The following is a 20,666-nucleotide window of genomic DNA, read 5'->3' on the forward strand; positions in this document are numbered from 1 at the left end:
ATCCTAAAATGCCTGCCGATAATAGTGGTGTTAGGAAGTCCAAACGGATGTGGATTTTCTTGATAAAACCAATTACATGGAGGTAGATTTAGGGATGATTATTAATCACAACTTAGCAGCAATGAACACTTACAATCAGATGGGTGCTAACCAATTGAATGCATCTAAGAACATGGAGAAACTTTCTTCAGGTCTTCGTATTAACCGTGCTGGGGACGATGCAGCGGGTCTTTCGATTTCTGAGAAAATGCGTGGGCAAATTCGTGGACTTGAACAGGCAAGTAGAAATGCGCAAGATGGTATTTCATTGATTCAAACTGCTGAAGGTGGGCTTAATGAAACTCATAGCATTCTTCAGAGAATGAATGAACTAGCTACTCAAGCAGCAAGTGAGACACTTTCCGCTAACGATAGAAGTGCGGTTCAAGAAGAAATGAAAGCTTTATCAACAGAAGTGGACAGAATTTCTTCAGCTACGAAATTTAACGGTGAAAAATTGCTCGATGGACAATTTGGAGCGAAATTAAACGCATCGGGGTCTGGACTAGCTGCAGGAAATAATGGCCTCTTGTCTATTGATGTAGCTGGCGCTTCCTCTAACACTACCTTTAAAATTGCTGCATCTGGAACAGTTACAGATGGCATTACACTAAGTGATGACAAAGGAAACTCACAAACTGTAGTTCTAGCAGATAATACAGCAGGAACGTTAGACTTTGAAAAGCTAGGTGTAAAGCTAACGGTAGACTCTACTTGGACTGCAACTGGTTTGGGCGGAGCTACGGCTGGAGGTGGAACAGCTGGTGAACTAGTAACAGACTCTACAGCTACAAAATTTATTCAGATTGGTTCTGAAAATTCAACTGACCAACAATTAGGGTTATCTATTGGCAGTATGACAGCTACAGATTTAGGTGTGTCTGGTTTAAGTGTAAATGATGTTTCGGGCGCTAGAACAGCAATGACCCAAATTCAAACTGCAATAGATACGGTTTCTCTAGAAAGATCTAAACTTGGTGCAAATCAAAATAGACTAGAGCATACAATCAACAACCTTGGAACTACTGCACAAAACCTAACAGCCGCAGAATCACGTATACGCGACGTAGACATGGCAAAAGAAATGATGGATTTCACTAAGAACAATATCCTTAATCAGGCATCACAAGCAATGTTGGCTCAAGCCAATCAAAGTTCTTCTGCAGTGCTTCAGCTGCTAAGATAATTGATTGAACAGGGCGTCTTATCTGGTAACGGGTAAGAGCATAACCGGGTGAATTGCTGGAACTTCCTTAAGCTTGATTCCCCACAACGTGACTGGAAACGGTGAGCGTGATGGGTTGAAAAGAATTAAGATTGGATAATCAGCAGCCAAGCTCCTGTCTCGAAAGAGTGGAGAAGGTTCAACGACTAGGATAAACCATCTAAGGCGAAAGCGATGGTGATGAAATCCGTAGGGTGGCACACGCCATTCGAAGTGCCCGGCCCTTTCGAACACGAGAGGTGAAGATATAGTCTATTCTGTATCCGAAAGGAACAGCGGCAAAGCAAGCCAACCAACAGCCACAAGCTGTACTACAACTTCTACGTTAATTTACTTACAAGGTGGTCTTCAACTGAAGGCCACCTTTTTTAACAACAAATTGATCGGGAAAATTGGAGATTAGCTGATGGAACTAAAAGACGTTTCAATCAAACCTATTGGACCAACTAAATTAACTCAAACAACGAATACAGAAATGAATAAGACGATCGAAAAGCGTGAGGTAGAAGCAAAAGTTTTATCAAAAGACACCATCAATCACCACATCAACACCCTCAACACCTATCTCGAACCAACCAAAACCTCACTGAAATTCCAACTCCACGACAAACTAAACGAATACTACGTCCAGATCATCGATACTCAAACCGACGAAGTAATCAAAGAAATCCCTTCAAAAAAGTTCCTTGATCGCTATGCAGCAACGGCTGAGCTGCTCGGCTTTATGGTGGATCAGAAAATTTAACTGCTGAACTCTCGATCGAGGGTTCTTTTTTAGGTCTTTTTACACCTTAAACAATCACCTCCCCCTGCCGATAGTATCAATAGAAGGTATGAACGGAGGAGATGTTCATGAGGGTTTCCGGATTAGCGACGGGGATGGATACAGATCAGATGGTTAAGGATCTCATGAGGGCGGAGCGAATTCCGCTCGATAAATTGTCTCAAAAGAAGCAAACGATTGAATGGCAGAAGGAATCGTATCGTGAATTGAATACGATGATGTCCGATATGCGAAGCACGGCTTCGTCAATGCGGTTACAGTCTGGTTATAACGCTTATCAGACGACCTCCTCTAACACAGGCGCCATTACGTCGGCGACGACATCAGCTTCTGTACCGGGTTCATATTCAGTTATCGTTAACGAACTCGCACAAAGCGCCAAGTTCACATCTGGACAGGCCATTCAAAATGAAGCGGGTACTGCCGCAAAGGGAACAGATAAAGTACTTCAAACAGGTGAAGCGGATACGACGCTTCAACTTACAAATAGCAAAGGCCAATCAGCCTCCATTACCATCACTGCGTCAGATACATTTAAAAGTATCGCAGAAAAAATTGCGGGTGCGACAGACGGTACGACAGGTGAATCACTTGGCTTACGAGCAAGCTTTGATAACACCACCTCTCGTTTTTTTATTTCATCAAAAGCGATGGGCGGGGATGAGTCATTCACGCTTGGCTTAACTGATCCGACGGTGGAAAGTCGTATTCTCGGCGGTGCAGCCAATACAGCACAGGGGAAATATGGTTCTGTCACGTTTGATGGAATTGTTGTCGATAATCTAAAAACAAACACTACGACGATCAATAATTTAAAACTGGATCTCGTCCAAAAAGGGACTTCCACTGTATCTGTTCAAAGTGATACCCAGGCTCCCTTTGACATGATTAAGAATTTTGTTGAAAAGTACAACGAGTTCATTGATAAAGCGCAGGGGATGCTGACTGAAAAGCGCAACCGCGATTTTCCGCCGCTTACCGATGCGCAAAGAGAAGATCTTACTGAGAAAGAAATCGAACTTTGGGAAGAGAAAGCGAAAAGCGGGATGCTTCAAAGTGACGCGACGGTTCGTGGAATTGTAAGTGATCTCCGCAGAGCCTGGATGTCGCCGGTTAGCGGAATTCCTGCAGGTGAGCTTAGCATGCTTTCACAAGTTGGGATTAACACGGGTTCTTATCAGGATGGAGGAAAGCTCTTTATTGATGACGTGAAATTAAAGAGCGCTCTGGAACAAAAGCCTGAAGAGGTCATGAACCTGTTTACGAGCGGAACAGGCGGGATTGGTGATCGTCTGTATGACTCGGTCAATAAAGGCATCGATCAGCTTGGTGAAAAAGCAGGAACGCCGGGCACGCTCGTAGACAGTAGTTTTCTATCCACGAGATTAAAAGATTTAGATGAGCAGATGCAAAACTGGGAAGATAAGCTTGTTACCGTTGAAGATCGGTATTGGAAACAATTTTCGGCGCTTGAAACGGCGATGAGTCAGCTCAATCAGCAAAGCGCCTGGGTTCAACAAAACTTACTTGGTGGGATGTAAAATGAGAAGAATTGACGCGTTAAATCAACTGCATGTTGTGACAAATCAAATCGCGAAATCACTTGAAATCGTAAACCCTTCTATGGATGAGCAAGGCTCTGACCAACTCGAAGGCATTAATCACATGATTACACGTCGGGAAGAGACGATTAAACTTTTAGATGAAGCAATGGAAAAGGAAGGCAAGAATTGGACGGAAGACGAGCAAGGACTTCTTCAACAATTGAATCTACTTGAAGAAACGATTCAACCGAAACTTTCTGAGCTTTATGCCGCTTTCTCTGATCAGATGAGACGCCTGCAGAATGGCAAGGCGACTGCAAACAAATACAAGCCTCAAGCCTCATACACGGACGGCGCTTTTTTCGATCAGCGTAAATAGGAGGGATTTTTTATGGCCATGCAAAATCCATATCAAACGTATCAAAATAACGCAGTCACGACTTCCTCACCACAAGAATTAACGTTAATGTTGTATAACGGCTGTATCAAATTCATTCGCCTTTCTTCCATGGCAATGGAAAAAGGAAACATGGAAGCGAAGAATACCAATATCATTAAAGCACAAAACATTCTATATGAATTGCGTTCATCATTAAATATGGAGATGGAGCTCTCTCAAACGATGGATGCGCTCTATGAGTATATGATTTCACAGCTTGTGACGGCGAATATCCAAAACGACGCTAGCATTTTAAAAGAAGTCGAGAACTTAGCTGAAGAGTTCCGGAATACGTGGAAACAAGCGATGGAACAGGCAAAGAAGTAAGTTAAACAAAGAGGGTGAAAGCAATGGAAAAAACATCTCTGTTCGGTGTGCTCCTCGGTTTCTTCGTCCTTGTTGGCGGATTAATCTTGAAGGGAGCGAATCCGGCTGCTCTATTAAATCCCGCTGCCCTCGTTATTATTTTTGTTGGAACAGCGGCAGCGTTATTAATCGCATTTCCTTTTAACGAGATTAAGAAATTCCCAATTTTATTAAAGATTATTTTTTCTAATCAGAAGCTTCTTACGGAAAAAGAGCTGATTCCGATGTTTCGTGAATGGGCGACGGTTGCTCGTCGTGAAGGTCTCCTTTCCCTTGAAAATAATCTTGAGGGAATTGATGATGATTTTCTAAAAGGCGGCTTCCAGATGGTGATTGATGGTCATTCGCATGAAGCCATTGAAGAAATTTTAGTAGAAGACATTGAAGCGATGAAAGAACGTCATAGGATGGGAGCGGGGATCTTTACGCAGGCTGGTACGTATGCCCCGACACTCGGAGTTCTTGGAGCGGTTGTTGGTCTTGTTGCGGCACTCAGTCATCTTGGTGATATGGAGCTCCTTGGAAAATCCATTGCGGCTGCTTTTATTGCGACGCTGTTTGGGATTTTCACAGGGTATGTTCTCTGGCACCCATTCGCGAATAAACTGAAGCGAAAATCACAAGCCGAAGCTCGTATTAAGATGATTATGCTGGAAGGTCTTTTGGCTGTTCAAGCTGGTGCTTCTCCACGTATGGTCGAGGATAAACTGCTAGTCTATCTTCCTAGTAAAGAACGAAATTTGGTAGATGAAAAGAAAGCTAGTCAATCAGAAGTAGGTGAAGGAGTAGGCGCTGATGCGTAAGAAGAGACATGAAGAGCATGAGGATCACGTCGACGAAAGCTGGCTCATTCCATATGCCGATATGTTAACGCTTCTACTTGCTCTATTTATCGTTCTTTTTGCGGCAAGCACGGTTGATGTAAAAAAGTATGAAGCCATTACACAGTCCTTTCAAGATGTGCTAAGTGGGGGAACCGGCATTTTAGAAGGCGAACCTGCGATGCTCGATCCAGAAGATGGATCATTTGTTGGTATGACGGATGAGCCAGAAAAAGAAGAGCCAAAAAAAGAGGAAGCAGAAGAAAAAGCGATCGAACAAGATCAAAACAAGCTGGAGGAATTACAGGGGCGGATTGATGAATATATCGCGGATGAAGATCTCGATTCTTATTTAAAAACAAAGCTAACAGAAGAGGGGCTTTTAATTACAATTAAAGAAGCCGCGTTGTTTCAAAGTGGTAAAGCCGTGTTAACAGGAGATGCAAAACCACTGGCAAAGCAAATTTCAGCGCTTCTCGTTACGGATCCACCGCGCCGAATTACGGTAACCGGTCATACCGATGATCGCCCAATTAAAACGTCGCAGTATCCCTCAAACTGGCATTTAAGTTCTGAGCGCGCACTGAATTTTATGACTGAGCTCTTGAATAACAAAAAGCTTGATCCAAAACTATTTAGTTTTACAGGATACGGAGAATACCGCCCAGTAGATTCAAATAAAACGGAAGAAGGCAGAGCTAAGAACCGAAGAGTTGAGGTACTGATTCTTCCATACAACGTTGAAAACTAGAACAGAGGTGACAAAATGAAACGGATCTTAATCATCCTCCTTACGGCTCTTGGGATCGTAGGTGCCGGGGCTGCCGCAGCCGTATTTTTCCTCGATATTGATTTGAAGAAAGTGATGGCGCAGGAAGAGAAAGAACCAACCGCTGAAGAGCTAGCGGCAAGAAGCTATAGCATGGAATCGTTGACAACCAATTTATCGTCAGACCATTTTGCGGTTGTGCAGATTAACTTGCTGGCTGATCAGGAAAAAAGTTATAAAGAACTTGAAGTTCGTAATCCCGAATTAAAAGCAATCGTGATCTCAACGTTGGCTGGTCTAACAAAAGAGGATTTAAAAGGCTCTGAAGGATTGAAGACGTTTGAAGACACCATTAAAAATGAAGTGAATCAAGTGCTGGATGATGGAAAAGTCGAACGCGTCCTCGTGACGGATTTTAAAATTCAGTAAGCGGTTAACTTTTTTCAATGAATTTCCGATAATAACGGTAGAATCCTCAAATTCTGGTACGAATAATAGAATAGGAGTAGTTTGATAAATTGTCGGAAAGAGGTGACCGGATATGAACGTCAATAAACCATCAGCACCACCTATTGTGAACCCTTATCAGAAGCATAATCCTGTTACGAAGGTCGAGCAGGTGAAAAAGGCTCCACGAGAAGATGAACTTCAAATCTCAAACAAAGCGAGAGAACTGTACGACATGAAGACGGAACAAGAGCGCGAAGCGAAAGTAACGGCCATCAAGAAGCAGATTGAAGAAGGTACGTATCGTGTCGACAGTCAGAAAACAGCGGAAAAGCTGTTTGATCAGTGGTTTTAACAGGAGGCGGCACGATGGGACAGGAACTATTAGCGGTTATGGGTGAAATGATTCTCCTTCATGAGAAATTAATCGATCTATCTGAAACGAAACAGGAAGTCTTATTAGAGCGAGAAGTGAAGCGATTAACGGAAGTCATCAACAAAGAAAAAGATCTTCTTCAAGAACTTCGGGATCGTGAAGAGAAACGGCAGCAAATTACAGAAAAGCTTGCAGGTCGAACAGACCAAACGCTTAAAGACGTTTTAGGATTGCTGAGTCCCCCTGTTAAACGAATGGTCGAAAATCGAGCTGCTGATTTAAAAGAAAAGGCAGAGAAACTTCAGCGTATGAATGACTTAAACGAAGAGTTGTTAAGGGATGGAATGGCTTTCGTCCATCATATGATTGGGCATTTAACGACAACAAATCAATCGATCACTTACGGCAGGCCCAACCAGAAACCATTGCAAACACCGCGAGGATATTTTGATACGAAAGCCTGAGTGATCAGGTTGAGAAAGGAACGGATTTGAATGACGTCTACGTTTCATGGATTAGAAGTCGGTAAGAGAAGTCTCTATACACAACAGACCGCTCTCACGACTACAGGAAATAATATCTCAAATGCGAATACTCCCGGATACTCGAGGCAGCGAGTGGACATGCAAGCAACGTCTTCCATCCCTTATCCTTATCAAACTGGTAGCTCATCCTCGCAGCTTGGGACTGGTGTAAGTGTTGAATCGATTGAACGCGTTCGTTCAGACTATCTCGATGGCCAGTATCGAGAGCGGAATGGTCAATTAGGATCTGAGTCAACAAAGCTTGAAACCCTTCAACAAATAGAGGCATTAACAGGGGAACCAGGAGAGAATGGCATCAGTGCTTCCTTAGATCGCTTCTTCTCAGCATGGGAAGACCTTGCTTCAAATCCTGATAGTCTTGCGGCTCGATCTGTTCTTGTCGAACGTTCGGAAGAATTGCTTTCCCAGGGGAAAACCTTAAATGAGGGATTAACGAGTCTATCAACAAGCTTAAATCAACAAGTAACAGCCGTGAATGGCCAAATCAATGAATTAACGAAACAAATTGATAGTTTAAACAAGGAGATCGCATTAAAACCTGAAGCGAACGAGTTAAAAGACCGGCGTGATCTTTTAATGGATGAGATGTCAGGACTTACAAATGCAAAGAATACCGGAAAGCTTGAAGGTCTTAAACAGTCAGTTAGTGAAGTGGAAAGCTTTCAAAACGATTTAAATGAAATGTTTAATCAATTTATTACTGGCTCGGTGAAGACTGAGGTAAACGGGACATCGAAAGAGTTTGCCGGTTTAAATGACTTGATGACCTCGGGATATTCACTAGCAAAAGATGCGAACGGTTCGATGAAGCAAGGGGAAGCGATGTTTGATACAAACGGAACGGGATCGACATTTCTTGAAAGTGTAAGCATGAATCAAGAAGTGAAAGCGAATCCTGCGACTATTGCGGCATCCTCCATTGCTGGTTCAGTTAGCAACGGAGATATTGCATCCGCTATAAGCAACCTAAAAAACGAAACGTTTTCGTTTAATGTAGCTGATTCAAACGTCAATGCTGATGCTAGCGCAAGCGATTTTTATGGCATGCTTATTTCAAAGATTGGTGCCAAAACACAGTCAACAGAACGGTCGGTTGACAATCACCAAGCAGTGCTAAAGTCAATTGATCAAAACCGAATGTCCGTGAGTGGCGTCTCTCTTGATGAAGAGATGGCGAACCTCATTCAATTTCAACATGCCTATAATGCGGCAGCTCGCTATGTAAGCACCACTGATGAGCTTCTTGACGTCATTATTAATCGCATGGGCGTTTAGTAGAAAGGAGATCATCCTATGAGAATTACACAGCAAATGCTTAGCTCAAACACGACCTCTCAGTTACAACAAAATCTCTCACGCTATGAGAAAGCGAATGAACAAGTCTCAACAGGAAAACGAATTAATAGGCCTTCTGATGACCCAATTGGTGTACAAAAATCTTTGAAGCTAGCCTCTCAGTTAGCTGATAACGAGCAGTATGAACGAAATACGGATTACGCTCTTTCTTGGATGGAGACAACGGATCAGGCACTAAATAGCATTTCTAATGCGCTTCAGCGTGCCAACGAGCTAGGTTTGCAGGCATCGAACGGGACTAACTCGCCAGAAGATCAGCAAACGATTGCGAAAGAAATTGAGCAACTACGCGATGAGATACAGGATATTGCCAATACAAAGTTTGATGGAAAGTACATCTTTAATGGACAGAAAACGGATCAACCAATGCAAGTCGCAGCGAATGGCGACCTTACTTATGACAATCAGTCAATGTTGCAGAGGATGTCTTCTAGTAATGCGATTGAAATGAATGTTACGGGAGAAGTCTTTGATGGGAATGTAAACCTATTTAAGACGCTAGATCAGCTCTCAGCCGCATTAGAGAATGGAGACAAAGATGGCATAAGCAGTACACTGGAACAGCTTGAAAGAGGCAAGGATCAAGTGTTAAACAGTTGGACAAGCCTTGGAGCAAAGCAGTCGAGAGTCGAAGGGATGAATCAACGTTTAAAGGAAGAAAATCTTTCTCTGCAAACGCTCGTTTCTAAAAATGATGACGTTGACTTTGCCGAAGCCATCATGAAACTTAAAACCGAAGAAAGTGTCTACCAGGCATCACTTGCAGCAAGTGCGAAGATTATTCAACCATCACTATTAGATTTTCTTAGATAGAGCAAGCTTAATGCATGTGAAATTTTACGACAAAGCAAACAGTGTTTTCTGCTTTGTTTTTTTATTTTACGTTAGCGAAATGAGAGGGAGAATTTACATAGAGAAAGCTAAAATTCAAAAAACACGCTCTCACCTATACAAAAATTTAACGTAGAAAAAAGCTTGGAGGCCTCCAAGCTTTTTAATTTAGTATTCGATGAGACGAGAACTTACCGCTTAATCGTATTCGCTAACCCCATCATTTCATCCGCCATTTTAATCGCCTGGCTTTGAAATTGGAGAAGGCGCTGAGTCGAAATCATCTCTGTTGTTTCTTTCGTTAGGTCTACGTTCGACATTTCAAGAAAACCCTGTCTTGTTTTAAATTCTTCGCCATCAAGCGCGACAAGTTCAAGCTCACCGTTTTGAAGAGAAAATTCGTTTCCTCCAACGTTCACGAGCGCCTGAGGGCGATCGATTTTAGCAATGCTGAGCTGAGACGTTTGTTCATTTCCGTTGGCATCCGTCGCAACCATTTCTCCTGTGGCAGAGATCGACACTTCAGAAGGGTTCGTTTCAAACGTAAATGCGTTGCCGTTCTGATCCAACACGGCATTCCCTCGGCTTGTCACGAGTGAAATGACTCCATTCTGATTCTGAATGTCAAAAGATCCGTCTCTTGTATAGTTGATGGCATCCCCATTTTGAACGCGAAAATAGACGTTCTCTCCTTCAAGCATCACATCCAAATCACGACCGGTTTCCTGTGCGGATCCTTGCTCGTTTCGCAGAGTCGTTAAACCAACCTTTGATCCAAAACCAACGCGAAGGTTTTCAGGTGTTATTCTCCCAGGCTCAGTTTCCTCCCCAGTTTGATTCGCATACGTTTGAGTCAAGAGGTTTTGAAACGTTGCTTCACGGCTTTTATAGCCTACCGTGTTCACGTTTGCTATATTGTTAGCGATTGTATCCATCTTTTTTTGGGTCTGACTAAGTGAAGAAGATGCGGTTGCCATTTGAATATTCAATCGTAGCCCTCCTAGTAAACGCGACCAATATCATTGACGGCTTTGTCGATGCTTTGGTCATACGTTTGTAGTACTTTTTGGTTCGCTTCATAGAGGCGATAAGTGTTTAGCATATCCGTCATCGTTGTCGTCATGTCCACGTTCGAACCTTCAAGAAATCCTTGCTTCACAGCATACTGTGTATAGTCAGTCGTTTGAATGCTCCTTGGCGCATCCTCTTCATTGCCTTCCCAGGTAAAAACGCCGTTTCCCTGCTGAGTAAGCTTGGCTGGATCACCCGTATAGCCAATCCACAGCTGTTGCTCATTGCCATTTTCCTCACGAAGCGTGCCTTCATCTGTCATGGTAAATGAATCGCTCGTCAGCTGAATCGGCTGAAGATCTTCGTCAACCACTTGATAACCTTCACTTGTTGTCAGAAATCCGTCCTCATTAACAGAGAAATTTCCATTTCTAGTATAACGAATCGCATTATCATCAAGTCGAACGCCGAATAAAGCTAGGCCTTTTTTACCGGTTTCTGAATCAATAGGAAGATTTTCATCGATAAGAGCCAGGTCCGTTTGTTTACTCGTTTCCTTGAGAGATCCACTTGAAAAGTTAGGGATGCCTTCTTGGGAATAGACGCCGGTTTGGAGAGTACCAATGGAAGAATGAGGGGTAGGTGTGTTCGTATTTCTTTCTTTCATTAAGTATTCAGGGAAGGAACGGAACGTTGCTTCATCCTGTTTGAAGCCTGGTGTTTCAGCATTTGAAAGATTATTCGTAAGAAACTGTTGCTTCCGCTCACTTGCCATCATGCCGGATGTAGCCGTATACAAACCTTTAAACATGTTTTCGCTCCCATCGTAGTACGATCGTACGTGTACCTAGAAAAATATACCTCTATTATAACGCTAAGATGTGGGAAAATTAAGTGAAAAAAGTCGTTTTTTAGGTGAAAACACTCATTTACTATTATTTTTGACAATGCTATGCTAACACTATCGAAAATATTGTCGAATAAGTATACTTATGTATACGGTTCCAATATTTACCTATAAAAACACATTTATACAAGGAGTGTGGAAGGCTTCGTGAATGTTTTTCAATCGATCAAGCCGCTTGAACAAGCATTAAATGCGTCAATGGTGCAGCAGCGTACGATTACGTCAAATATATCAAATGTGGATACCCCTCATTACAAACGTCAAACCGTTTCATTTCAAGATAACCTGCAGGAAGCTACTAAAAATCTGCAAAGCTACAAATCAAACCCCAAACACGTCCCTTTTAGTAACGAAAAAAATGGAGTACAACCCGTTGTTAAAACGGATCAAAATACAATTAATCAATCGAATGGAAACAATGTTGACATGGATGTTGAAATGGCAGAGCTTGCGAAAAACCAGCTCTGGTACAATGCGATGGTTGAAAAGACAAATAGCCAATTCCGTGATTTACAAACCGCAATTCGAGGGAGCTAACTAGAATGAATTTATTTAATGGATTCAATACGAGCGCTTCTGCGTTAACAGCAAACCGGCTTCGAATGGACGTCGTCTCTTCCAATATTGCCAATGCTGAGACAACACGTTCTGAACTCGTTGATGGTGAGTGGCAGCCTTATAAGCGTAAAGTGGTAGAACTAGAGGAAAACTCATTTGAAAGCAAGCTTCAACAAGCGATGGGAAACGAATCGACTTCTACTGGAGTGAAGGTATCGAACATACAAGAAGATAACGCTCCAAATAAGCTCGTGTATAATCCCGGGCATCCTGATGCGAATGAAGAAGGATACGTCGAGATGCCGAATGTGGATATGGTGAAGGAAATGGTTGATTTAATGTCAGCTTCTCGTTCCTATGAAGCAAACGTGACGGCGTTAAACGCGACCAAGAGTATGTACATGAAGGCACTCGAGCTTGGAAAATAAGACTCGAGCATAGGAGGATTATATGAACACAATTAGTGCACTTCAGCAGCTTCCCGCTCAAGCGAAGCCTCAAGCTTCATCTGGTGAAGCGACAGCTGAATTTGGTCAAATGCTTCAAGATGCAATAAAACAAGTGAACGACAATCAAGTAGCCTCAGAACAAATGACCAATAAACTTGTCACCGGGCAAGTCCAGGACGTTCATGAAGTGATGCTTGCAGCACAAAAAGCCTCACTATCTCTTAATCTAACAGTTGAAGTGAGAAATAAAGTGATTGAGTCATATCAGGAAATCATGCGTATGCAAATGTAGCATGTCAGGGATGGATAAGAAATGAACCAACAACTATTGAAATTGAAAAGTCGCTGGAATGAAACATGGGGTAGTTATACTACCAAAACGAAATGGCTGATTGGAGGGACGTTTCTCGTCACTCTTCTTCTGCTTGTATTCCTCGTTTTTTGGATGTCTAAACCTAATTTAACACCTATTTATTCAAATCTTACACCGACAGAAGCTGGGGAGATTAAAGGGGCAATTGAACAGAAAGGCATTCCTGTAGAAGTTTCAGCTGATGGAACGACAATTAGCGTGCCAAAAGATCAAGCCTCTGATTTAAAAGTAAGCTTAGCTGCTGAAGGGATTCCAAAAAGCGGTAATGTGAATTACAGCGTTTTTAGTGAAAACATGGGAATGGGCATGACCGATCGTCAATTTGACGTCGTTGAACGTGATGCGATGCAAAATGAGCTAAGCTATCTCATTGAACAAATTGGTGGCATCAAGGAATCCAAAGTCATGATTACCTTACCTGCAGAAAGCGTTTGGCTTGATGAAACAGGTGAAACAGCTTCCGCTTCCGTTGTACTAACGCGAGATCCTGGCGTGCAGCTTGATCAAGGTCAAATCACCGGTCTTTATCATCTCATCAGTAAAAGTGTCCCGAATCTTCCTGTTGAAAACATCGTGATCATGGATCAAAACGGTACGGCGTTTGACTATGGTGAAGGCGGCGCTGATCCAACGTTATCCGCTTACCAACAGCAAGAAGATATCCGTAGCGACATTGAAAAAGACATGCAGCAGGAACTCCAACAAATGCTTGGCATGATCCTTGGCCAGGACAAAGTGGTTGTCTCCGTCATGGCTAGCGTTGATTTTACAAAAGAAAAACGTACGGAAGATCTCGTTGAACCTGTTGATGAAGAAACAGGCGAAGGCATTGATATAAGCGTTGAGAAAATCATGGAATCGTATTCTGGCGACCAAGCAGCTGCGCAAGATGGCACAGGAACAGATGAAGGCGAAATACCAAACTATAACGCAGATGATCCGAATGCCGATGGCGACGGTTCTTACGAAAAAGTAGAAGACCGCATCAACCGTGAAGTGAATCGTATCCATAAAGAGATCGAGGAAAGTCCTTATCTCATTGATGATATGACGATTAACGTCGGTGTAGAGCCACCTGTGGCTGATGATATGACAACATTAACTGCTGCTGATATAGAAGATATTCGTACTGTGCTAAAAAATGTTGTCCGTACCTCATTAAGTGAAAGTGATGTTCCTTTGGATGATGCTGCTCTGGAAGAACGGATTTCGGTTTTTGCCAATGAATTTAAGGGGCGTGCCGACTATGAAGAGCCGTCAAAAGGCCTCTTTTCAACAATGATGGACAGCGTTCCAGCCTGGGTGCTCTATGCGGTTGCAGGTGGCGTTGGCATTCTTCTTATAGGTGGAATTTTGCTATTTTTCCGACGTAAAGGAAGCAAAGAAGAAGATGACTTCATGGAGTTTGAACAGTCTTATAGCGCACCTGAAGATCATTATTTGCCACGTGAAGAACAGGAAGTTGATATGACACCAGAGACGCTCGTCGGGAAAGACGAGATTGAAAGTCTTGCAAAAAATGACCCAGAAGAATTTGTGAAACTACTACGACTATGGATGAAAGAAGAATAGGAGGGGTTGGATGACTGGCACAGATGAATTAACAGGAACTCAGAAAGCGGCGATCCTTCTTACTTCTTTAGGACCTGATTTATCCGTACAAACATTTAAGCATTTATCAGAGAAAGAAATCGATCAGCTGGCGCTCGGTATCTCAGAGCTTCGCAAAGTCGAGCCCGATGAGCGAGAGGCGGTTGTAGATGAGTTTATTCAAATGGTAAAAGCGAAAGATTATATTGCGGTTGGTGGCATTGATTATGCTAGGAATGTTCTTGAGCAGGCGCTTGGTGCGAAGAAGGCTGAAGAAATCCTGACACGTCTGAAAGCCAATTTAAAAGTAAAGCCGTTTGCGTTTGCTAGAAAAGCAGATCCAGATCAGATTCTAAACATTTTACAGCAGGAGCACCCACAGACGATTGCGCTCGTTCTTTCCTATCTTGATGCAAAGCAGTCCTCGCAAATTTTATCTTCGCTACCTCAAGAAAGCCAGGCAGACGTTGCGCGTCGCATTGCGCTAATGGATAGCACGTCACCAGAGGTGATTAGTCAACTTGAAACGATTATTGAGGGAAAGCTTAACGCAACCGGTTCTCAAGATTACACGTTTACAGGTGGGGTAGAAGCGATTGTTCAGGTGCTAAGCAGCGTAGATCGAAGCACTGAACGTACCATTCTCAGTTCACTAGAAAAGGATGATCCGAATCTAGCAGAAGAAATTAAGAAGCGGATGTTTGTATTTGAAGATATCGTGACGCTTGATGATCGCTCGATTCGCCTCGTGATTAGCGAAGTGAAAGATGAAGATCTATCGATTGCGTTGAAAGTTGCAAGTGACGAAGTGAAAGACACCATTTTCCGAAATATGTCCAACCGACGCGTTGATACCGTGAAAGAAGAGATCGAGCTAATGGGACCACTTCGCCTTCGTGAAGTAGAAGAGGCGCAAACGCGCATCGTTTCCGTTATCCGCTATCTTGAAGAAACAGGAGATGTCATGATTGCGCGCGGTGGAGGAGATGATTTGATTGTCTAACATCATCCGAAAAACCTCTGGAGAGAAACGAGCTGTTCCAAAGGTACTTGAACAACGTACTGTAACAGAGCCGAAGCGTAGCCGTATTCTTCCGACGCGAACGATGACGATAGAAGAAAAGAAATCTCAGCTTCTCGAAATGATGATTCGCCTTGAAGATCTCTACCATACAATTCGAACGAGGCTAGGTGAAGAAGAAGCAAACGTGCACCATAATTTAGAGATGAAGCAGCAGGAAAAAGAGCTTGAGTGGGAAGAAATCACGAAAAAAACAGTGCGAGAAGCGGAAGAAACCGGCTATGCAGCCGGATATGAAGCGGGCTTGCAGCAAATCCATTTTGAGTTCGATCAACAAAAGAAAGAAATGGAACAAATGGTGAAAGCCGCTTATGACAAAAAAGAAGAGCTCATTCAAAGCGCTGAGCCGTTTCTTCTGTCACTAAGCACAGCTATTGCGAAAAAAATTGTTTTAAAAGAATTGGAACAAAGTCCTGAGACGTTACTTGGTATGGTCCAATCAACGCTTAAAAAAGTTCAGGATCGGGGCGAAGTGGTTGTCCAAGTGTCAACAGAAGACTATCAACTTGTCATGCCGATGGTAGACGAACTAGAAAAACAATTGGATGTTAACGCAAGTTTGAAACTTGTTCCGATGGTCGATTTAGAAGTTGGTTCTGGTCTTGTTCATACGCCAAGTGGATCGTACGATATCTCGATTAATAGCCAGCTTTCTGAAATGAAAAAGCAGCTACTAGCGATGTTTGAGGAGCGAACAATCGATGAGCATGAACGTTGAGACGTATCTTTCGCAAATTCAGGCAATGGAAACGGTGCAGAAATACGGCAAAGTGACGCAAGTCATCGGACTTACGATAGAATCGCTTGGACCTGAAGTGAAGATTGGTGAGGTTTGCTATTTGTATCCAGGACCATTAAAAGAACCGATCGAAGCCGAAGTCGTTGGATTTCGTGAAAATCGTGTTCTGCTTATGCCAATGCATGACTTATCAGAGATTGGTCCAGGTTGCCTTGTTGTGGCTACCGGTCAACCTCTTGAAGTAAAAGTAGGCTATTCGCTGTTAGGTGCGATTCTTGACGGACGCGGCAGACCACTTGATCAAACGGACCTTCCTGGTGGACTTAGAGCTGTTTCTACGAACCGGAAGCCACCTAATCCAATGACGAGGCCGCGTATTACAACGCCATTTCAACTTGGCGTTCGCGCCATCGACGGGCTGTTAACAGTCGGTCAAGGTCAACGAATCGGTATTTTTGCCGGAAGCGGTGTTGGAAAAAGTACGTTAATGGGCATGGCCGCACGAAACTCAGAAGCGGATGTAAACGTGATTGCGCTAATTGGTGAGCGTGGACGAGAAGTAAGAGATTTTATTGAACGTGATCTTGGCGAAGAGGGATTAAAGAAATCGGTAGTCGTTGTGGCAACGTCTGACCAGCCGCCACTGCAGCGAATCAAAGGAGCACTCACGGCCACGGCGATCGCCGAATTTTTCCGAGATCAGGGAAAAAACGTCATGCTGATGATGGACTCGGTGACGCGATTTGCGATGGCTCAGCGAGAAGTAGGGCTTGCGATTGGCGAGCCGCCCACAAGTAAAGGCTATACCCCGAGCGTCTTTGCACTTTTGCCTAAACTCTTAGAGCGATCTGGAACGGCGGAGACGGGATCGATTACAGCTTTTTATACCGTCCTCGTTGATGGCGATGACATGAATGAGCCAATTGCAGATGCAGTCCGAGGCATATTGGACGGGCACATCGTTCTCGATCGGAAGCTCGCGCAAAAAGGACAGTATCCGGCCATTAACGTGCCGCAAAGCGTGAGTCGGGTGATGAAAGAAATCGTAACGCCCGCGCATATGAAATCAGCGGAAGAATTTAAGCGGCTGCTTGCTGTCTACGTGTCATCGGAAGATTTGATTAACATTGGCGCCTATAAAGCAGGAACAAACAGCAACATCGATAAAGCAATTTCGATCCATCCTGAAATTGAAAAGTACATAAAGCAGGGCATTGATGATCAGGCTTCATTTGAAGAAAGTAAGGATCGGCTACTAACTCGTTTTGGAAAGGATGACTAACCATCGCAGCTTTTCAGTTCCCGTTTCAACGGATTTTGGATGTAAAAGAAAACGAAAAGTCTCAGGCTCAGCTCGAAATGGCCGAGTCGCTCAAAGTGCAAGTGGGTCTCGAGTACGAAACGCACCAACTTGAAAAAGACATTCATGCGATGCGTGAGAGACTTGAACAGCGACAGTTAGAGGGCCTTCCCATTCTTGAGCTTTTAAAAGAAGAAGAGCATATTGCGTATCTCGAAAAGCAGCTTGAACGAAAACGACAACAACTGAATCAGGTAGAACACAGGGTGAGCGAGCAGCAGGATACATTGGCTTCAAAAGTAAGAGAAGAAAAGACGTGGCAATCGATTAAAGAAACGCGAAAAGAAGAGTTTGATCATGATCAGAAAATGATTGAACAAAACGAATTGGACGATCTAAACACCGTTCGCGCGTACATGCTGGCAAGAAACGGCTAAAAGGAGTGAGAGGGATGCGAAAGCGACAGAAAAGTACATGGAAAGAACGCATCATTCACGGTTTTCTTTTACCGCTTGCCTTTATGGCAACCGTCCTGCTCGTCGTTCTTCCGTTTCTCGGATATGACCTGTTTGCCGTGGCCACTTCCCTTACGAAGAAACCAATTGCTTATGTTGAAAAAAATTTGACGGCTGAAGCAACGGATCAAAGTGAAGAAGATTTGCTGGAAAAAGAGATTGATCACAAGGACAACGAAATATCTTCATTAAAAAAACAGCTTGATGAACAAGAAATAGAGCTAAAGAAAAAGCAATCAGAGCTAGAATCGTTAGCAGAGGAAATGAAAAGTGAGTTAGCTGACAAGGAAGATCGTGAGAAGAAGCTTCAGCAGCTAGCGAAAACCTATGAAGGGATGTCAGCTTCAAAATCTGCGTCCATTATGGAAAATCTCACCCTAAACGAAGCCGCTTTACTGCTGGATGCAATGGGGAGCACGGAGCAGGCGGCTGTGCTAGGTAAAATGAATTCGACCATAGCCGCTGATCTAACGATTGCTTTAAAGGATCTTGAAAGAGCGGAAGATCCTGAACTTGCAGCGATGCAGGAAAGAGTGGCGCTTCTGATGAATGCGATCGACCGAAGTAACAGTACGCTTTCCACTTCAGATGTTGCTAAAGATCTATCCGAAATGCCTGAAGAAGAAGCGGCCGATATCCTTTCAAAGATGGCTCACTCAGATAAAGAGAAAGAAGTGGGACTCTCCATTCTTCAAGAACTGGAAGACGACAAGCGTAAGGCGTTACTTGCCAAAATGGAAGAATCGATTTCATCGAGTTACGTTACGGATTTAGCGAACTGAGAGGAGGTGAATAAGTGAACGCCATCCAGTCACTTGGGAAAAGCGTGATCGTGCAGCCAAAGGGAAAAGCGAATAGTTCAACCGAATTTTCTTCCCTGTTAAACACAGTGGAAGAAAAGAAGAATGGAAAAGAAGCCGAGCCATCAGCTGAATTAAAAGAAGAAACAGTAGCTGAACAAGAAGCCGGAGTACAAAAAAGCAGTGAGCTACCGTTTCATTTTTTAGTCATGAATTCCGTAGTTGCTCCGTTAGAAAATGGACAAGATGATCAAGCGTCTAGCCAAAAGAAACTTCCAGATAATGATGAAAATGAGGAACTTGATAAAAATAACGAACCTCAAATCATCCTACCTGGATTTACGAAGCAAGAATTGATGAAAATGGAGCGGGGCGGTATACAACTTCCATATGAAAAAATCACTTCCGAACCCTACTCGAATAGGCAGGTAAGTGGACAGGCGATTCAAGAAAAGGCAGAACTTCAGCTGGAAGGTGTCAGTCTACCTGGTTTTACGAAACAAGAATGGTTGAAGATGGAGCAAGCGCTCGTTGCTGAAGTTGAAAAGCTTGTCGACGGAGACGGGAAAAAGCTAGTAGAGGGTGCGAAGGTTCAAGCCCCAAAAGAGCTTCTTGCGACGATAAACCAACTCATAGAGGAGCAATCTTCACAAGAAAAGAACCTTGTTAAAGAAATGGATCAAACCACTCAACCAAAAGAGCAGGTTATTACTGTTAAAGACGAGATGGAAAGACCGGTAGTAGTTGAAGCAGCACAAGAAGCCAGTTCTCAAAGCGAAAAAACAGAAGTGTCTGAGACGCTAGAGAATGTGGAACAGCCGCTGGATGTAATAGGGGATGAAGGACAGACGAATGAAAAGCTAGATGGAGGGATTCCGCTAGTCAAGCAAAGTCATGACGTATCGTTAAAAGAGATGCACGTGCAAGCTCGTTACTTGAACACAGAACTAAGTGAAATGATAACGGAGCGCATGCAGCTTTCTAAAAATGGCGATGAAACAAACATCAGAATCAAACTTTCTCCAGAAAATCTCGGACAGCTTGATATTCGGTTAACCACATTAGATGGAAAAGTAACAGCGCATATCGTGACTGCGACTGCAGGCGCAAAAGATCTCATTGAATCACAGCTTCATCAGCTTCGTCATACGCTCGTTCAGCAGGGCATTCAGCTTGATGAAGTCGAAGTCGTTCAGCAGTCTCAGGGATCCCAACAACCTTTCATGCATGATGGACGGGGAGAACAGGGTCAGCAGTTTCAGCAAGGAAAGCAGCGCCAGGGAAGAAAAGGCGAATATGAATTAGAAGACAATCCACTTGTAACAAGCGAGAAAGAAGAAAGCACGTCAGGCGGAATAAACTACGCCATTTAGGAGGGATTACGTGAATACAAACTCCGTTTCAGCAACTCAAGTAGCACAAACACAAAAGACGGAGGCACCAGGTCAGCTAGGAAAAGATGATTTCCTGAAAATTCTTGTTGCCCAGCTTTCGAATCAGGATCCGATGAAGCCGATGCAGGACACCGAATTTATCGGTCAGATGGCGCAATTTAGTTCACTCGAGCAAATGACAAACATGAATACGTCGTTGAACAAATTTGTTGATCGTCAGTTACAAAGCTCGATGACCGATTATGCGGATTTGATTGGAAAAAGCGTTCAGTGGCAGGAGAATAACGAAGTAAGCTCTGGTAAGGTTCAAGCTGTTTTATACAAGGAAGGCACCGTACTCGCAGAACTTGATAATGGTAATCAAGTAGATGTTTCCCTTTTAGAGCGTATCGAAACGAGGGGATAGC

General features: G+C 43.4%; 25 protein-coding genes. 23 read left to right on the forward strand and 2 right to left on the reverse strand.

The annotated features are described in order from the left end of the window. The first annotated feature begins 94 nt into the window (after window positions 1-94). The 12 genes from PQ511_RS09165 to flgL all read left to right on the forward strand — a co-directional run bounded on the left by PQ511_RS09165 (window position 95) and on the right by flgL (window position 9,524). Window positions 95-1,225 carry a flagellin N-terminal helical domain-containing protein gene (locus PQ511_RS09165; protein ID WP_273851600.1) on the forward strand — a complete coding sequence of 377 codons (1,131 nt, stop codon included), beginning with the start codon at window positions 95-97 and terminating at the stop codon, window positions 1,223-1,225. 445 nt (window positions 1,226-1,670) lie between these two features. Further along, window positions 1,671-2,009: a flagellar protein FlaG gene (gene flaG / locus PQ511_RS09170; RefSeq protein WP_273851601.1), complete on the forward strand. Its 339-nt coding sequence runs from the start codon at window positions 1,671-1,673 to the stop codon at window positions 2,007-2,009. Window positions 2,010-2,116: 107 nt separating this feature from the next. Continuing rightward, window positions 2,117-3,589 carry a flagellar filament capping protein FliD gene (gene fliD / locus PQ511_RS09175; RefSeq protein ID WP_273851602.1) on the forward strand — a complete coding sequence of 491 codons (1,473 nt, stop codon included), beginning with the start codon at window positions 2,117-2,119 and terminating at the stop codon, window positions 3,587-3,589. Window position 3,590: 1 nt separating this feature from the next. Further along, the gene (gene fliT / locus PQ511_RS09180; RefSeq protein WP_273851603.1) at window positions 3,591-3,971 is read left to right on the forward strand and encodes a flagellar protein FliT; all 381 of its coding nucleotides are present in this window, start codon (window positions 3,591-3,593) and stop codon (window positions 3,969-3,971) included. Between the two features lie 12 nt (window positions 3,972-3,983). Next, entirely contained in the window at window positions 3,984-4,358 is a 375-nt protein-coding gene (fliS, locus tag PQ511_RS09185) for a flagellar export chaperone FliS (RefSeq protein ID WP_273851604.1), read from the forward strand. A 23-nt stretch (window positions 4,359-4,381) separates the two neighbouring features. Next, window positions 4,382-5,200 carry a flagellar motor stator protein MotA gene (gene motA, locus PQ511_RS09190; protein WP_273851605.1) on the forward strand — a complete coding sequence of 273 codons (819 nt, stop codon included), beginning with the start codon at window positions 4,382-4,384 and terminating at the stop codon, window positions 5,198-5,200. Then, entirely contained in the window at window positions 5,190-5,969 is a 780-nt protein-coding gene (motB, locus tag PQ511_RS09195) for a flagellar motor protein MotB (RefSeq protein WP_273851812.1), read from the forward strand. Before motA ends, motB begins: the two co-directional genes overlap by 11 nt. A gap of 15 nt (window positions 5,970-5,984) precedes the next feature. Then, a complete protein-coding gene (locus PQ511_RS09200) occupies window positions 5,985-6,416 on the forward strand; it encodes a flagellar basal body-associated FliL family protein (protein ID WP_273851606.1) in 432 nt (143 codons plus the stop codon). Window positions 6,417-6,528: 112 nt separating this feature from the next. After that, window positions 6,529-6,789 carry a flagellar biosynthesis anti-sigma factor FlgM gene (flgM, locus tag PQ511_RS09205; protein WP_194218296.1) on the forward strand — a complete coding sequence of 87 codons (261 nt, stop codon included), beginning with the start codon at window positions 6,529-6,531 and terminating at the stop codon, window positions 6,787-6,789. A gap of 14 nt (window positions 6,790-6,803) precedes the next feature. Then, window positions 6,804-7,274 (forward strand): flagellar protein FlgN, encoded by a 471-nt coding sequence (locus PQ511_RS09210; RefSeq protein WP_273851607.1) that lies wholly within the window; start codon window positions 6,804-6,806, stop codon window positions 7,272-7,274. Window positions 7,275-7,304: 30 nt separating this feature from the next. Then, on the forward strand, window positions 7,305-8,630 hold the full coding sequence (gene flgK, locus PQ511_RS09215; protein ID WP_273851608.1) for a flagellar hook-associated protein FlgK: 1,326 nt from the start codon (window positions 7,305-7,307) through the stop codon (window positions 8,628-8,630). Window positions 8,631-8,648: 18 nt separating this feature from the next. After that, complete coding sequence (gene flgL / locus PQ511_RS09220) at window positions 8,649-9,524, forward strand: flagellar hook-associated protein FlgL (protein WP_273851609.1); 876 nt, start codon at window positions 8,649-8,651, stop codon at window positions 9,522-9,524. Window positions 9,525-9,733: 209 nt separating this feature from the next. On the opposite strand, the gene PQ511_RS09225 is transcribed toward flgL, so the two are convergent. Then, window positions 9,734-10,531 carry a flagellar hook-basal body protein gene (locus PQ511_RS09225; protein WP_273851610.1) on the reverse strand — a complete coding sequence of 266 codons (798 nt, stop codon included), beginning with the start codon at window positions 10,529-10,531 and terminating at the stop codon, window positions 9,734-9,736. 11 nt (window positions 10,532-10,542) lie between these two features. Beyond that, window positions 10,543-11,364, reverse strand: a complete 822-nt coding sequence (locus tag PQ511_RS09230) for a flagellar hook-basal body protein (RefSeq protein ID WP_273851611.1) — start codon at window positions 11,362-11,364, stop codon at window positions 10,543-10,545. Window positions 11,365-11,607: 243 nt separating this feature from the next. On the opposite strand from PQ511_RS09230, the gene flgB reads away from it, so the two are divergent. Genes flgB through flgD form a run of 11 tightly spaced genes read left to right on the forward strand, consistent with a single transcriptional unit; the run spans window position 11,608 to window position 20,665 of the window. Beyond that, entirely contained in the window at window positions 11,608-11,997 is a 390-nt protein-coding gene (gene flgB, locus PQ511_RS09235) for a flagellar basal body rod protein FlgB (RefSeq protein WP_273851612.1), read from the forward strand. 5 nt (window positions 11,998-12,002) lie between these two features. Continuing rightward, entirely contained in the window at window positions 12,003-12,446 is a 444-nt protein-coding gene (flgC, locus tag PQ511_RS09240; protein WP_273851613.1) for a flagellar basal body rod protein FlgC, read from the forward strand. Between the two features lie 22 nt (window positions 12,447-12,468). Continuing rightward, window positions 12,469-12,759, forward strand: a complete 291-nt coding sequence (gene fliE, locus PQ511_RS09245) for a flagellar hook-basal body complex protein FliE (RefSeq protein ID WP_273851614.1) — start codon at window positions 12,469-12,471, stop codon at window positions 12,757-12,759. A 21-nt stretch (window positions 12,760-12,780) separates the two neighbouring features. Next, window positions 12,781-14,412 (forward strand): flagellar basal-body MS-ring/collar protein FliF, encoded by a 1,632-nt coding sequence (gene fliF / locus PQ511_RS09250; RefSeq protein WP_273851615.1) that lies wholly within the window; start codon window positions 12,781-12,783, stop codon window positions 14,410-14,412. A gap of 10 nt (window positions 14,413-14,422) precedes the next feature. After that, a complete protein-coding gene (gene fliG, locus PQ511_RS09255; protein WP_273851616.1) occupies window positions 14,423-15,433 on the forward strand; it encodes a flagellar motor switch protein FliG in 1,011 nt (336 codons plus the stop codon). Further along, window positions 15,426-16,229 carry a FliH/SctL family protein gene (locus PQ511_RS09260; protein WP_273851617.1) on the forward strand — a complete coding sequence of 268 codons (804 nt, stop codon included), beginning with the start codon at window positions 15,426-15,428 and terminating at the stop codon, window positions 16,227-16,229. The genes fliG and PQ511_RS09260 overlap by 8 nt, the downstream gene beginning before the upstream one ends. Then, entirely contained in the window at window positions 16,213-17,532 is a 1,320-nt protein-coding gene (fliI, locus tag PQ511_RS09265; RefSeq protein ID WP_273851618.1) for a flagellar protein export ATPase FliI, read from the forward strand. The genes PQ511_RS09260 and fliI overlap by 17 nt, the downstream gene beginning before the upstream one ends. 2 nt (window positions 17,533-17,534) lie before the next feature. Continuing rightward, window positions 17,535-17,987 (forward strand): flagellar export protein FliJ, encoded by a 453-nt coding sequence (locus tag PQ511_RS09270; RefSeq protein WP_489753150.1) that lies wholly within the window; start codon window positions 17,535-17,537, stop codon window positions 17,985-17,987. 14 nt (window positions 17,988-18,001) lie between these two features. After that, window positions 18,002-18,847 (forward strand): MotE family protein, encoded by an 846-nt coding sequence (locus PQ511_RS09275; RefSeq protein ID WP_273851620.1) that lies wholly within the window; start codon window positions 18,002-18,004, stop codon window positions 18,845-18,847. 14 nt (window positions 18,848-18,861) lie between these two features. Further along, window positions 18,862-20,238, forward strand: coding sequence for a flagellar hook-length control protein FliK (locus PQ511_RS09280; RefSeq protein ID WP_273851621.1), 1,377 nt, complete (start codon window positions 18,862-18,864; stop codon window positions 20,236-20,238). Window positions 20,239-20,248: 10 nt separating this feature from the next. Then, a complete protein-coding gene (gene flgD, locus PQ511_RS09285) occupies window positions 20,249-20,665 on the forward strand; it encodes a flagellar hook assembly protein FlgD (protein ID WP_273851622.1) in 417 nt (138 codons plus the stop codon). Window position 20,666: the final 1 nt, after the last annotated feature.

The organism is Guptibacillus spartinae, assembly GCF_028610625.1.
In the GTDB taxonomy this organism is placed as follows: domain Bacteria; phylum Bacillota; class Bacilli; order Bacillales; family Guptibacillaceae; genus Guptibacillus; species Guptibacillus spartinae.

Coding starts and splice junctions, on each gene's coding strand:
- flgK (WP_273851608.1), top strand. CDS start 7,305: ATGACGTCTACGTTTCATGGATTAGAAGTCGGTAAGAGAAGTCTCTAT.
- fliF (WP_273851615.1), top strand. CDS start 12,781: ATGAACCAACAACTATTGAAATTGAAAAGTCGCTGGAATGAAACATGG.
- flgC (WP_273851613.1), top strand. CDS start 12,003: ATGAATTTATTTAATGGATTCAATACGAGCGCTTCTGCGTTAACAGCA.
- PQ511_RS09165 (WP_273851600.1), top strand. CDS start 95: ATGATTATTAATCACAACTTAGCAGCAATGAACACTTACAATCAGATG.
- flaG (WP_273851601.1), top strand. CDS start 1,671: ATGGAACTAAAAGACGTTTCAATCAAACCTATTGGACCAACTAAATTA.
- PQ511_RS09200 (WP_273851606.1), top strand. CDS start 5,985: ATGAAACGGATCTTAATCATCCTCCTTACGGCTCTTGGGATCGTAGGT.
- flgL (WP_273851609.1), top strand. CDS start 8,649: ATGAGAATTACACAGCAAATGCTTAGCTCAAACACGACCTCTCAGTTA.
- PQ511_RS09230 (WP_273851611.1), bottom strand. CDS start 11,364: ATGTTTAAAGGTTTGTATACGGCTACATCCGGCATGATGGCAAGTGAG.
- flgM (WP_194218296.1), top strand. CDS start 6,529: ATGAACGTCAATAAACCATCAGCACCACCTATTGTGAACCCTTATCAG.
- PQ511_RS09210 (WP_273851607.1), top strand. CDS start 6,804: ATGGGACAGGAACTATTAGCGGTTATGGGTGAAATGATTCTCCTTCAT.
- motA (WP_273851605.1), top strand. CDS start 4,382: ATGGAAAAAACATCTCTGTTCGGTGTGCTCCTCGGTTTCTTCGTCCTT.
- fliI (WP_273851618.1), top strand. CDS start 16,213: ATGAGCATGAACGTTGAGACGTATCTTTCGCAAATTCAGGCAATGGAA.
- fliD (WP_273851602.1), top strand. CDS start 2,117: ATGAGGGTTTCCGGATTAGCGACGGGGATGGATACAGATCAGATGGTT.
- fliG (WP_273851616.1), top strand. CDS start 14,423: ATGACTGGCACAGATGAATTAACAGGAACTCAGAAAGCGGCGATCCTT.
- fliE (WP_273851614.1), top strand. CDS start 12,469: ATGAACACAATTAGTGCACTTCAGCAGCTTCCCGCTCAAGCGAAGCCT.
- fliT (WP_273851603.1), top strand. CDS start 3,591: ATGAGAAGAATTGACGCGTTAAATCAACTGCATGTTGTGACAAATCAA.
- PQ511_RS09275 (WP_273851620.1), top strand. CDS start 18,002: ATGCGAAAGCGACAGAAAAGTACATGGAAAGAACGCATCATTCACGGT.
- fliS (WP_273851604.1), top strand. CDS start 3,984: ATGGCCATGCAAAATCCATATCAAACGTATCAAAATAACGCAGTCACG.